Source organism: Mycolicibacterium rhodesiae, assembly GCF_002086695.1.
Lineage (GTDB): Bacteria > Actinomycetota > Actinomycetes > Mycobacteriales > Mycobacteriaceae > Mycobacterium > Mycobacterium rhodesiae.
Window position 1 is genome coordinate 276,794 of sequence record NZ_MVIH01000005.1, and the last position, 12,236, is coordinate 289,029.

A 12,236-nucleotide genomic window follows, 5' to 3' on the forward strand; every position below is an offset into this window, starting at 1 on the left:
TCGAGCGATGATGCGCGCCGTCCGCTCGATTCAGGGGTCAGTCACCGTCGTCGCCGTCGACGAGCCGGCGGGTGACTGGCCGATCCTCGAGGTCGGGTCGGCCAGCATCTGCGGCAGCGACCTCGGCATGCTGTCGTTCGGCCTGCCGGTCACAATCGGCCATGAGATCGCCGGAACGGTGCACGGACGGTCGTACTGCGTCGAACCGACCGTGGGCTGCGGGCACTGCGATCAGTGCCAGGGCGGTGCGCCGCAACGGTGCCGGGGCAGCGCGCCGCATGGGCTGCTCGGGGTGGCTTTCGACGGCGGGCTCGCCGATCGGGTCCGAGTGCCCGCCGAATGCCTCGTCCCTCTGCCCGACGGCCTGCCCGTCTCCGACGCCTGCCTGGTGGAACCGCTCGCGGTCTCCTGGCATGCGTTGCGCAAGGTCGGCGCCGGGGCGACCGATCGGGTGCTGGTGATCGGTGGCGGCAGCGTGGGGCTGCTGGCCGTCGCCGCCGCTCGCGCCATGGGCCTCGACGTGGACCTGCAGGCCCGTCACCCGCATCAGATCGACGCGGGCGAGCGACTCGGCGCGGGACGCCCGGAGGGCGAGTACGACGTCGTGGTCGAGGCGGTGGGCACCGACGAGGCGGTGGCCGACTGTGTGCGGCAGGCCGTGCCGGGCGGCCGGATCGCGATAGTCGGTGTCTCGCACGGCAACCGAGCGTTCCCGGCATCCCGTGGATGCTCAAGGAGCTGACACTCACCGCCTCGATGTGCTACGACCGCGGGCGCGATACCCGCGAATTCATCGACGCGGCAGCGGCTTTGGCCGCCGATCCGGAGATCGCGGCCACCGTCGTCACGCATCGCTTCCCGTTGGCCGACGCGGCGGAGGCGTTCCGGGTTGCGTCCGACCGGCGAAGCGGGGCGATCAAGGTGGTGTTGGAACCCTAGAGCGTCACCGGCATCGCGCCGACGTTCCAGATCTCGTCGGAGTATTCGGCGATCGCGCGATCTGAGGAGAACTTGCCGCTGCGGGCCGCGTTGAGGATCGACATCCGCGACCACGTGTCGGAGTCCTGCCAGGCGGCGCTGACCTTGGCCTGGCAGTCGATGTAGGAGCGGTAGTCGGCCAGCACCAGGAACGGGTCGTGGTGGAGCAGGTTGTCGACCAGCGGTCGCAGCACCTCGGTGTCACCGTGGGTGAAGGTGCCGTCGACGATCAGCTCGAGCACTTCGGCCAGTTCCGGGTCGCGCTCGACGAAGCTGGTCGGCCGGTAGCCCTCGGCCTTGAGCTCCTCCACCTCGTCGACGGTGAGACCGAACAGGAAGAAGTTCTCCGGCCCGGCCTCCTCGCGGATCTCGACGTTCGCGCCATCGAGGGTCCCGATGGTCAGCGCGCCGTTGATCATGAACTTCATGTTGCCGGTGCCCGAGGCTTCCTTGCCCGCGGTGGAGATCTGCTCCGACAGGTTGGCCGCCGGGTAGATCAGGTGCGCGTTCTTGACGTTGAAGTTCGGCAGGAACACCACCCGCATGAACCGGTTGACGTCGGGGTCGTTGTTGACGGTGGCGCCGACAGCGGTGATCAACCGGATCATCCGCTTGGCGATGAAATATCCGGGTGCGGCCTTGCCGCCGAAGATGAACGCCCGCGGGGCGATCGCGAATCCCGGATTGCGCTTGAGCCGGTTGTACAACGTGATGATGTGCAGCACGTTGAGGTGCTGGCGCTTGTACTCGTGGATGCGCTTGACCTGTACGTCGAACATCCAGGTCGGGTCGAGCTCGATGCCGGTCGAGGCATGCACATACTCGGCGAGCCGGCTCTTGTTGGCGCGCTTCATATCCCGCCAGCGTTCGCGGAACGCCGGGTCGTCGGCGTAGGGCTCAAGGCGGCGCAGCTGGTCCAGGTCGGTCAGCCAGCCGTCGCCGACGGTCTCGTCGAGCAGGGTCCGAAGCCCTGGATTGGACAGCGCCAGGAAGCGTCGCGGCGTGACTCCGTTGGTGACGTTGCCGAACCGCTCCGGCCACATCTCGTAAAAGTCTTTCAGCACACTGGCTTTCAACAGCTCGGAGTGCAGTGCGGCCACCCCGTTGACAGCGTGGCTGCCGACGGTGGCCAGGTGCGCCATCCGCACGCTCTTGCCGCCGTCCTCACCGATCAGAGACATCCGCCGCTCCCGCTCCGCGTCGCCGGGGAACTTGTCGCGGACGGCCTCGAGAAACCGATTGTTGATCTCGTAGATGATCTCCAGATGCCGGGGGAGTGACTCGCCGAAAATGCCCAGCGGCCACGTCTCCAGGGCCTCGGGCAGCAACGTGTGATTGGTGTAGGCGAAGGTGGCGACGGTGATGTCCCAGGCCTCGTCCCAGCCCATGTGGTGTTCGTCGATCAGCAACCGCATGAGTTCGGCGACCGCGATCGACGGGTGGGTGTCGTTGAGCTGGATGGCCCACTTGTCGGGCAGTGCGCTCAGCGGCAGCCGGGACCGCTCGGTGTGGATGCGCAGGATGTCCTGCAGCGACGAGCTGACGAAGAAGTACTGCTGCTGCAGCCGGAGCCGCTTGCCCGCTTCGGGTTCGTCGTTGGGGTAGAGGACTTTTGAGATCTTCTCGGAGAGGACCTCGTCCTCGACCGCCTTGTAGAAGTCGCCGGTGTTGAACGCGTCCAATGCGAACGAGGACACCGATCGGGCGCTCCACAACGTCAGCGTGTTGCAGGTGTTGACCCCGTAACCCTGGATCGGGGTGTCATAGGAGACGCCCTTGATCACCCGCCGCGGAATCCAGCGCACTCGGTGATTGCCTGCGACGTCCTCGTACTGCTCGGTGTGACCACCCCAGTTGACCAGATAGCTGGCGTCGGGTTTGTCGATCTCCCAGGGGTTTCCGGCAACCAGCCAGTTGTCGGTCTTCTCGACCTGCCAGCCGTCCTGGATCTCCTGGTCGAAAATGCCGAACTCGTACCGGATTCCGTAGCCGATCGATGGCCGCTGCAGCGTGGCCATCGAGTCGAGGTAGCAGGCGGCGAGCCGGCCAAGGCCGCCGTTGCCCAGCCCGGGTTCCTCCTCGCACTCCAGGATCGCGTCGAGGTCCTGTCCGAGCGCGGCGAGTGCCTCGCGGGCCTGGCGCTCGATGCCCAGATTGAGCAGGTTGTTGCCGAGCTGGGGGCCCATCAGGAATTCCGCGGACAGATAGCAGGTCACTTTGGCAGGCCCGTGCAGCAGATCCTGGGTGGTGGCCATCCAGCGCTGTTGCATGCGGTCGCGCACCGCAAGGGCGAGCGCGCGGTAGTAGTGCTCGGGGGTCAGCACGCTCGGCGGGCGGGCGATGGAGTAGGCCAGGTGATCGGCGATCGCGCGGTGCAGCGCGTCGGCCGACAACCCGGTGCGGCTGTGTTCGTGCGGCTGCGCGCGGCTCACGCCGCCATCACGGTCGGCGATATCACCGGGCGCACTGCTCACCACATCGGTCATTGCGTTCTCCTGGTCCCAGACCACTTCTCGATCTCGTACGGGACCGCAGTTTGGCACTGCCGTATTTCGGCGAGGCGAGGTCCATGAGTCGGTCCCGTGAACTGTTGGCCCGCGCGTTCTACGATCGCGAGCATGAGCACCTTGGCGCACCGGCCGAACACCGCGCTGCTCGTCATCGATGTGCAGAACGGTGTCGTCGCCCAGGCCCACGATCGGGACGCGATTGTGGCGCGGATCGCCGGACTGGTCGACCGCGCCCGCGGTGCCGGCATCCCGGTGGTCTGGATCCAGCACTCCGACGCCGAGTTGCCCGAGGGAAGCCAGGCCTGGCAGATCGTCGCCGAACTGTCCCCGACCGACACCGAGCCGCTGATCGGCAAGAACTACGGCGACTCGTTCGAGGGCACCACGCTGGAGGCCACGCTCGCCGGCCTCGGTATCGGACACCTGGTCGTGGCCGGCGCCCAGACCGACCAGTGCATCCGCTCGACAATCCACGGCGGCTTCGTGCGCGGCTATGACGTCACCCTGGTCGCCGATGCGCATACCACCGAGGACCTCTCGGAGTGGGGCGCGCCGCCGCCCGAGCAGGTGATCGCCCACACCAACCTCTACTGGTCACATCAGGCCGCGCCGGGGCGAACCGCGCAGTCGACACTCGCCGGTGACATCGGCTGGTAATCGCTCCCGCCGAGCGCAACCACGCTATACATTCTTTCAAAAGTGTTCACTGCGCGAGATCGGAACAGACGATGACGTCGACGGTTCAATCCCAGACCCGGCCGCTCGAGCTGGCCCGCGGAATGCGCGAGCTGGTGGTGGCACAGGCCGGTGAGTCCGAGCGGCTGCGCACCATCGCCCCGTCGATCGTCGACGAGATGTGGGCGAGCGGATTGATGTCGTCGTTCAACCCCGTCGCGGCGGGCGGCGTGGAGCCGTCGTTCACCGAGATGATCGAGACCTGGATCGAGATGGCCTGGCAGGACGGCTCGTTCGGTTGGATCGGAATCGCGAACCTGCCGTCGTCGTTCGCCGCCGCGGCCTATCTGTCGGATGAGGGTTTCGCCGAGGTCTTCACCGCGAACGACAACCGCGTCACGATGGGCGGTCAGTTCTTCCCCAACGGTCAGGGCGTCGTCGTCGACGGCGGCTACCGCGTGACCGGATCGTGGAGTTTCGGGTCGGGCACCGGGCATGCCGAGTACGTCTGCGCCGGGTTCTTCCCGATGGTGGACGGCCAGCCGGTGATGGGACCCGGTGGCTTGCCCGAGATGCATGTCGCCGTCGTCCCGCGCGAGCAGGTCGTGTTCAAGGACGGCTGGCATGTCCAGGGCCTCAAGGGAACCGGGTCCTACGACTACGGCCTCGAAGACATATTCGTGCCTGCGGCCCGCACCTTCCCGTTGTTCTCCAGCTCCCCGCACCGGGGCAGCTCGCCTGCCACCCGGATGGGGTTGATGCCGGTGACGGCGGCCGGCCACGCGGCATGGGCGCTCGGCGTCGCCAAGAGCATGCTCGACGACGTCGAGGAGTTGGCGGCCACTAAGTTCCGGATGAGCGACATGGCGTCACTGGCCAGCAGGCCGACGTTCCAGAAGGGCCTGGCACACCACGTCGCGGCATGGCGGGCGGCACGGCTGCTGGTGCTGGACGCGTTCGGCACCGCCGAAGCCGCAGTCGGCGCCGGCGACGACCTGACCCCCGGCCTGCGTGCCGACATGCGGGTGGCCGCGGTGTACGCCACCGACGTCGCGCGCGAGGCCGCCGAGTGGGCGCACCTGGCGGCAGGCACCACCTCGATCCGTGAGGGCAGCCGCCTCGAGCGTGCGTTCCGCGACATTTACACCGGCACCCAGCACGCGTTCATCAGCGAGAAGGTGGCCATCGACGTGGCCCAGATCTGGCTCGGCATCATCGAGGATCAGCCGGGGTTGTGACACCCCGGCATTTCCCGCGCGGCGCCGGTCCGGCCGCACTAATGTCCAACGGTTATGACCGACTGGTCCGATCCGCGGCTGCCGACCAATCAGACGAGTAGTCCCCGCCAGCTCAAACGGCTGAGTCGCACGTTCGCAGGCGTCGGTGTCGGGATCCCGCCCGAGCGTTTACAGCAGATCGCGATGGGACAGGCGGCCACCGAGGACGAATTCGTCGACGTGACGTTCGCGCTGACCGCAACTGCGCTACGCAGCGAGCAGCGGCGGTCCAAAGTCGGCCGCGCACAACGTCGTTGTGTGCGCGGCGCCATCGTGTTCGTCGCGATCCTGATCGCGATCAACGTGCTGATGTGTCTGGGCCTGTTCCTGTTCGTCCTGACCCAGCACACCACTCCCTACTAGCTCGTCACGTACCCGTCGGCCACGTCGAGCGCCTTGTCCAGGATGGCCAGCCCCTCGGCCACCTCGGCGTCGCTGATGTTGCAGGCCGGCACCGCGTGGATCCGGTTGAAGTTCGCGAACGGCAACAGGCCGCCGGACTTGCACGCCGCCAGCACCGCGTTCATGGCCGGGCTCGACCCGCCATAGGGCGCCAGCGGTTCGCGGGTCTGCTGGTTGGCCACCAGCTCGATCGCCCAGAACACGCCGAGTCCGCGGACCTCGCCGACCGACGGGTGGCGGGCCGCCAGTTCACGTAGGCCCGGGCCGAGCACCTGCTCGCCGAGCCGGGCGGCGTTGGCCACCATGCCTTCGTCTTCCATCGCGTTGATCGTCGCGACCGCCGCACCGCAGGCCAGCGGATGGCCCGAATACGTCAACCCACCCGGGTAGGCGCGGTCGGCGAACGTCGAGTAGATCGCGTCGTTGATGGCCACCCCACCCAGCGGCACATACCCCGACGTCACACCCTTGGCGAACGTCATGAGGTCGGGGACGACGTCAAAGTTCTGGATTGCGAACCACTTTCCGGTGCGGCCGAAGCCCGCCATCACCTCGTCGGCGATGAACACGATGCCGTGGCGATCGCAGATCTCCCGCACGCCGGCCATGTACCCGGGCGGCGGCACCATGATGCCCGCGGTGCCCGGCACCGACTCCAGGATGATCGCGGCGATCGAGTCCGCGCCCTCGTGCTGGATCAGCCGCTCGAGGTAGTCCAGCGCCCGCTCGGACTCCTGCTGCTCGTTCTCGGCGAAGAACGACGAGCGGTACAGGAACGGTCCGTTGAAGTGCACGACGCCGGAGCTGGCGTAGTCGTTGGGGTAGCGCCGCGGGTCACCGGTGAGGTTGACCGCGGTGTCGGTGCCGCCGTGGTACGAGCGGTAGCGGGAGAGCACCTTGTAGCGCCCGGTGTGCAGCCGCGCCATCCGGACGGCGTGCTCGACGGCGTCGGCACCGCCGTTGGTGAAGAACACCCGGTTCAGGTCACCGGGCGTGCGTTCGGCGATCAGCCGGGCCGCCTCGGAGCGCGCGGCATTGGCGTGCTGCGGCGCGATCGTGCACAGCTTCGCGGCCTGCTCGGCGATCGCGGCGACGACCTTGGGGTGCTGGTGACCAATATTGGTGAACACCAGCTGGGACGAGAAGTCGAGCAGCTTGTTGCCCTCGCCGTCCCACACGTAGGAGCCCTCCGATGCGACGATCGTCATCGGCTTGATCTGAGCCTGCGCCGACCACGAGTGGAAGACGTGCGCACGGTCAAGTTCGTAGGCCCGGGCGGCTTCGGCGCGGGCGGTGTCGAGGTCCTGGCCGCCCGGCAGGAGGTGGGATTCGGTCGTCGTCATGCGTTCCTCTTTCGAGCTCGGTGGTCTCAGTGGTTCTGCGGGAAGCCGAGGTTGATGCCGCCGTGGGAGGGATCGAGCCACCGCGTGGTGACCACTTTGCCACGGGTGAAGAAGTGCACGCCTTCGGTGCCGTGGGCGTGGGTGTCGCCGAACAGTGAGCTCTTCCAGCCGCCGAAGCTGTAGTAGGCGGTCGGCACCGGGATCGGCACGTTGATGCCGACCATGCCGACCTCGACCTCGTTCTGGAACCGCCGCGCCGCGCCGCCGTCGTTGGTGAAGATCGCGGTGCCGTTGCCGTACGGGTTGGAGTTGATCAGCTCCAGCGCCTCGTCGTAGGTGTCGACGCGGACCACCGAGAGCACCGGTCCGAAGATCTCGTCGGTGTAGACGCTCATCTCGGGCGTGACGTTGTCGATCAGGGTGGGGCCCAACCAGAAGCCGTCTGCTTCGCCGTCGACCGCGGTGCCGCGGCCGTCGACGACGATGGTGGCGCCGTCCGCTTCGCCGGCGTCGATGTAGGAGGCGACCTTGTCGCGGTGGGCCTTCGTCACCAGCGGGCCCATGTCGGTGTTGCGGGTGCCGTCACCGATCTTCAACGTCGTTGTGCGCTCGGCGATCTTGGCGACCAGCTCGTCGGCGATCGGGCCGACCGCGACGGCCGCCGAGATCGCCATGCAGCGCTCTCCGGCCGAACCGAAGCCAGCGTTGACCATCGCGTCGGCGGCCAGGTCCAGGTCGGCGTCGGGCAGGATCACCGCGTGGTTCTTGGCTCCGCCGAGGGCCTGGACTCGCTTGCCGTGCAGGGTCGCGGTCGAGTAGATGTACTGCGCGATCGGGGTGGAGCCGACGAACGAGACCGCCTTGATCGCCTTGTTGGTCAGCAACTCGTCGACGGCGACCTTGTCGCCCTGCAGCACGTTGAACACCCCGGCTGGCAGCCCGGCCTCGGCCCACAGGTTGGCGATCCACAGCGCGGCCGACGGGTCCTTCTCAGAAGGCTTGAGCACCACGGTGTTTCCGGCGGCGATCGCGATGGGGAAGAACCACATCGGCACCATCGCGGGGAAGTTGAACGGGCTGATGACGGCCACCGGGCCCAGCGGCTGGCGAATCGAGGCGACGTCGACGTTGGTCGACGCGTTCTCGGTCATCCCACCCTTGAGCAGATGCGAGATGCCGCAAGCGAATTCGACGACCTCCTGGCCGCGGCTGACCTCGCCGAGGGCGTCGGAGAGCACCTTGCCGTGCTCGGCGGTGATGATCGCGGCCAGTTCCTCCTTGCGGGCGTTGAGCAACTCGCGGAAAGCGAAGAGCACCGTCGTGCGCTTGGCCAGCGAGGTGTCACGCCAGCCCGGGAACGCCGCGGCTGCGGCGGCGATGACCGCCTGCGCGTCGGCGACGTCGGCCAGCGCGACCTGACCGGTGACCTGGCCGGTGGCCGGGTTGGTCACCGCGGCGGTCCGGTCGCTGCTGCCTGCAAAGTTCTTTCCGTCGGCCCAGTGGGCGATGGTCCGGACGCGGGTGTTGGGCGCTGTGAGGGTCATACCTGTGATCCTTGTGCAGCAGCACCGACACCGGTGCCGACGATCTGTCAAAGAAGTCCGGTTTTCTCATACACTGTGTCAATGCAGGTGACTCTCGCCGACATCCTCGAACTGCCGTCGGTGCGCCGCGGCGAGCCGGAGGTGGTGTGCACCGGACCGCTGGACCAGCCGGTGCGCTGGGTGCACGTCAGCGACCTCGCCGACCTGTCCGGCCTGCTGACCGGCGGGGAGTTGGTGCTCACCACGGGCCAGGCATTGGCCGATCCGGCCCGCCGGGACGCCTATCTGCCGGGCCTTGCGAAGGCCGGCGCGGTGGGCGTGGTGATCGAACTCGGACTGCACATCGACCGGCTCCCGGAGTCCGTGCGGGCCATCGGATCGGCGCTGTCGCTGCCGGTGATCGTGCTGCACCGGCCCGTGCGCTTCATCGATGTCACCGAGGAGGTGCATCGCCGGATCGTCGCCGGCCAATACGCCGAGGTCGAGTACGCCCAACGGGTGCACGAAGAGTTCACCGCATTGAGCATGCGGCGCGCGTCGATCGACCAGATCGTCAGCGCGGCGGCGCAGATGCTCGACACACCCGTGGTGTTGGAGGACCTCAACCGTCAGGTGCTGGCGTTCGATGGCCGGGGCGTCTCGGCGGCGGCACTGCTGGTCGACTGGGAGCGGCGGTCCCGGTTGGCGGCCGGCGACGCGTGGACCGCGTGTGCGGTGGGCCCGCACCGCGAGGAGTGGGGCCGGTTGATCGCGCCGCGGATGGCCACGGCCGACGGCCGGTCGGTGATGACGTTGGAGCGTGCGGCGCAGGCACTGGCCCTGAACCGGATGGTCGAGCAGAACCGCAGTTCGCTCGAGTTGCGCGCGCAGAGCGGACTCGTGGACGACCTGCGCCGCGGCCGTATCACCGACGAGGCCGAGGCCACCGCCCGTGCGCACGCGCTGGGGCTGCGGCCGGCGCTGACGTATGTGCCGATGGCGGTACGGCTGCGGGAAAGTCCCGGGGCCGACCAGGTTGCGATCGCCCAACGGCGGGTCCGCACCCTGGACGCGATCATGCACACCGTGCGCGCGGCCGGCCATACCGGTTTGGCCGCAACCCGTGACGACGGCCAGATCGATGTGGTGCTGGCGCCGCAGCGCACCAGCCGGGTCCCCGGTTCGCTCGATACCGTGCTCAGCGAGGTGTGTTCGGCCACTCGGCGGGCGGTGGCCCACGTGGACGGGGTGAGCGGCTGCGCCATCGGGGTGGGGCCGGAGAACAGCCGGCTGGTCGACGCGGTGGGCGGTCTGCGCGAAGCAGGGCACGTCGCCGAGGTGGCGATGTCGATGCCCTTGCAGGACAAGCCGTTTCATCGGGCTTCCGATGTCCGCTTACGCGGTCTGCTTTCGCTCATTCGGACTGACCCTCGTGTGCAGACATTCGCCGAGACCGAGCTGGCCGGGTTGCTGGCGCATCGGGCCAAGCACGGTGACGAGGCGTTCGACCTGCTGTGGCACTTTCTGGCGGCGGGCGGCAACAAAGCCGAGCTCGCCAGGACGCTGCACATGTCGCGGCCCACGCTGTACGCCCGGTTGGACGCGCTGCAGCGGATCCTCGGACTCGACCTGGATGACGCCGAGTCCAGAACGTCGTTGCAGGTGGCGATGTTGATCCTGAACGCGTGAATCTCGCCGAGCCTGCACTTGTTCGCGCATCTACTCGAGAAACGTGTGCAGCTTTTGCACTTTCGGCGAGATCACGCCTTCGCGGGATCCTCGGCGTCGCGACGCTCGTCCTTGAGCCGCTCCTTGCTCCGCAGGAGTCGCAACAGTGTCACCAGCACCAGACCGCCGACGATGTTGCCGACCAGCGTGTACCAGAACCACCCCAGCCAGTCGAGGTAGCCGAAGGGTGCCTCACCGGTCGACAGGGCGCCAAAGATCAACAGCGAGTCCAGGATCGAGTGGAACAGCTGCAGCCCGGCCAGGACGAACGCACCGGCCACCGCGGCGGCGATCTTGCCGGGTACCGAATCGGTGCCGTGCTGCATACGCGTCATCAGCGTGATCACCATGCCGCCCAGCACCGCCAACGCCATCGTCTGCACCGACAGCGGTTCACCGACGAAATGTGTTGCAGATTCTATCGTTTGGCCCCTGAGCTTGGGGAAGGCCGCGATGATCAGCGCCATGATCACCCATCCGCCGGCCAGGTTGGCCACCAGGGTGCCGCTCCACAGTTTGGCCAGCTGGCCCACGCTCGCACGCTTGGCGGCCACTGTCGTGACGGGGACCAGGAAACCCTCGGTGAACAACTCGCTACGTCCGAGCAGCAGCGCCAGGAAGCCGATCGCGAACGCGACTCCGGCCAGCAGTTGATTGTGGGTTTCGTGCAGAACGGACAGGTAGGCCAGTACACCGACCGCCACTTCGGTACCGCCGAAGAATCCGGTCACCAGCACCTCACGCCAGCTACGGTGCAGTCGCTGACTGCCCTCGTCGACCATTCGATTGAAAGCGGCTTCGAGTTCGTCCTCGATCGGGCTGTCGGACTCGCCCAGTTGGCGCTGGCTCGTTGAACTCACGATTCGGTGTACCCATCGGCGGCCCACCCGACACCGGACGCCGCTGAGCGGTCGCTCAACGCCCGCCCCATACACTGAGCCACCGTGGGCATTCTCGTTGGTTTCGCGCCGTGGATCGTCTATTGGGTACTGGTCGGCAACGCGCCGTTCACGACGGCCGTGCTGGTCGCCCTCGCCGTCGCGATCATCGGACTGGTGATGGGCCGCACCCGCGAGGTGTCGCGACTGAACTTCGAAATCGGTTCTGTCGCAGCAATATTCGTACTGGCGGTGCTGACCTTCGTGGCGAGACAGTCGTTCTTGGAGCAGTGGATCCTGCCGCTGAGCACTGCGGGCATCTTCGTCATCGCACTGGTCGGGGCGGTGTCCGGCACGCCGTTCGTGCGGGGATTCGCCGCGGCCGGACGCCCTGACGAGATCGTCACCAGCGAGCCGTTCACGAAAATCACGTCGCTGCTGACCTGGATCTGGATCGCGGCCTTCGCGGGGATGACGGTGTCCTCGGCAATCCCGCCGATCGTCTCCGACGCCGCCACGATCCGCGACTCCGCGAACCCGCTGTGCGTTCTGTGCTACTGGGTGATCCCGTTCGCGCTGCTGGGTCTGGCCGCGGTGGCCTCGCGCATCCTGCCCGACACCATGGTTCTCAGCGACGACGTCGTGCGCGAGACGTCCTTCGTCGCGTACAGCGAAGCCGCGATCGACGAGTTGTACTACCTGGCGCAGGAGCACGCCAACCGCGAGGTCGGCGCAGGCAAGGAAGCCTACGACGTCAAAGTCGGCGGGATGGGGATGACGCTCACCGGCGACGAGTCCCGCAAGTCGTGGCCGTCGACGTATCGGGTCCGCGACCGGCGCCGCTGAGCAGTCCAGGCGCCGAGCTCTGCTCGTTGCTGACGGCAGCGGGATGATCGCAACCAATCGGGCAAGGATGCACACC

At 67.4% G+C, this 12,236-nt stretch carries 11 protein-coding genes; 7 read left to right on the forward strand and 4 right to left on the reverse strand.

All coding sequences use genetic code 11. The annotated features are described in order from the left end of the window. Window positions 1-7: 7 nt before the first annotated feature. Window positions 8-742 carry a zinc-dependent alcohol dehydrogenase gene (locus tag BST42_RS13640; RefSeq protein WP_207569495.1) on the forward strand — a complete coding sequence of 245 codons (735 nt, stop codon included), beginning with the start codon at window positions 8-10 and terminating at the stop codon, window positions 740-742. Next, on the forward strand, window positions 727-939 hold the full coding sequence (locus BST42_RS29895; protein WP_207569496.1) for a hypothetical protein: 213 nt from the start codon (window positions 727-729) through the stop codon (window positions 937-939). The genes BST42_RS13640 and BST42_RS29895 overlap by 16 nt, the downstream gene beginning before the upstream one ends. On the opposite strand, the gene BST42_RS13645 is transcribed toward BST42_RS29895, so the two are convergent. Further along, a complete protein-coding gene (locus BST42_RS13645) occupies window positions 936-3,464 on the reverse strand; it encodes a glycogen/starch/alpha-glucan phosphorylase (RefSeq protein ID WP_083119700.1) in 2,529 nt (842 codons plus the stop codon). The two genes, BST42_RS29895 and BST42_RS13645, sit on opposite strands and share 4 nt — an antisense overlap. Before the next feature lie 132 nt (window positions 3,465-3,596). Here BST42_RS13645 and BST42_RS13650 point away from each other — a divergent pair, with 132 nt between their 5' ends. The 3 genes from BST42_RS13650 (at window position 3,597) to BST42_RS13660 (ending at window position 5,803) form a co-directional block, all read left to right on the forward strand. Beyond that, a complete protein-coding gene (locus BST42_RS13650) occupies window positions 3,597-4,145 on the forward strand; it encodes a cysteine hydrolase family protein (RefSeq protein WP_083119309.1) in 549 nt (182 codons plus the stop codon). Window positions 4,146-4,216: 71 nt separating this feature from the next. Then, on the forward strand, window positions 4,217-5,401 hold the full coding sequence (locus BST42_RS13655; protein WP_083119311.1) for an acyl-CoA dehydrogenase family protein: 1,185 nt from the start codon (window positions 4,217-4,219) through the stop codon (window positions 5,399-5,401). A gap of 54 nt (window positions 5,402-5,455) precedes the next feature. Then, the gene (locus tag BST42_RS13660) at window positions 5,456-5,803 is read left to right on the forward strand and encodes a hypothetical protein (protein ID WP_083119312.1); all 348 of its coding nucleotides are present in this window, start codon (window positions 5,456-5,458) and stop codon (window positions 5,801-5,803) included. Here BST42_RS13660 and BST42_RS13665 read toward each other — a convergent pair. Next, complete coding sequence (locus BST42_RS13665; protein ID WP_083119314.1) at window positions 5,800-7,185, reverse strand: aspartate aminotransferase family protein; 1,386 nt, start codon at window positions 7,183-7,185, stop codon at window positions 5,800-5,802. The two genes, BST42_RS13660 and BST42_RS13665, sit on opposite strands and share 4 nt — an antisense overlap. Before the next feature lie 26 nt (window positions 7,186-7,211). Further along, window positions 7,212-8,729, reverse strand: coding sequence for a CoA-acylating methylmalonate-semialdehyde dehydrogenase (locus BST42_RS13670; RefSeq protein WP_083119316.1), 1,518 nt, complete (start codon window positions 8,727-8,729; stop codon window positions 7,212-7,214). Between the two features lie 81 nt (window positions 8,730-8,810). Here BST42_RS13670 and BST42_RS13675 point away from each other — a divergent pair, with 81 nt between their 5' ends. Next, entirely contained in the window at window positions 8,811-10,397 is a 1,587-nt protein-coding gene (locus BST42_RS13675; protein WP_083119318.1) for a PucR family transcriptional regulator, read from the forward strand. A 71-nt stretch (window positions 10,398-10,468) separates the two neighbouring features. On the opposite strand, the gene BST42_RS13680 is transcribed toward BST42_RS13675, so the two are convergent. Next, window positions 10,469-11,296, reverse strand: a complete 828-nt coding sequence (locus tag BST42_RS13680) for a formate/nitrite transporter family protein (protein WP_083119320.1) — start codon at window positions 11,294-11,296, stop codon at window positions 10,469-10,471. A gap of 84 nt (window positions 11,297-11,380) precedes the next feature. Here BST42_RS13680 and BST42_RS13685 point away from each other — a divergent pair, with 84 nt between their 5' ends. Then, window positions 11,381-12,160 (forward strand): hypothetical protein, encoded by a 780-nt coding sequence (locus BST42_RS13685; RefSeq protein ID WP_083119322.1) that lies wholly within the window; start codon window positions 11,381-11,383, stop codon window positions 12,158-12,160. Window positions 12,161-12,236 lie beyond the last annotated feature (76 nt).

Excerpts from the sequence above, each read along its gene's own strand:
- BST42_RS13640 (WP_207569495.1), top strand. The coding sequence starts at position 8 with ATGATGCGCGCCGTCCGCTCGATTCAGGGGTCAGTCACCGTCGTCGCC.
- BST42_RS29895 (WP_207569496.1), top strand. The coding sequence starts at position 727 with ATGCTCAAGGAGCTGACACTCACCGCCTCGATGTGCTACGACCGCGGG.
- BST42_RS13645 (WP_083119700.1), bottom strand. The coding sequence starts at position 3,464 with ATGACCGATGTGGTGAGCAGTGCGCCCGGTGATATCGCCGACCGTGAT.
- BST42_RS13650 (WP_083119309.1), top strand. The coding sequence starts at position 3,597 with ATGAGCACCTTGGCGCACCGGCCGAACACCGCGCTGCTCGTCATCGAT.
- BST42_RS13655 (WP_083119311.1), top strand. The coding sequence starts at position 4,217 with ATGACGTCGACGGTTCAATCCCAGACCCGGCCGCTCGAGCTGGCCCGC.
- BST42_RS13660 (WP_083119312.1), top strand. The coding sequence starts at position 5,456 with ATGACCGACTGGTCCGATCCGCGGCTGCCGACCAATCAGACGAGTAGT.
- BST42_RS13665 (WP_083119314.1), bottom strand. The coding sequence starts at position 7,185 with ATGACGACGACCGAATCCCACCTCCTGCCGGGCGGCCAGGACCTCGAC.
- BST42_RS13670 (WP_083119316.1), bottom strand. The coding sequence starts at position 8,729 with ATGACCCTCACAGCGCCCAACACCCGCGTCCGGACCATCGCCCACTGG.
- BST42_RS13675 (WP_083119318.1), top strand. The coding sequence starts at position 8,811 with ATGCAGGTGACTCTCGCCGACATCCTCGAACTGCCGTCGGTGCGCCGC.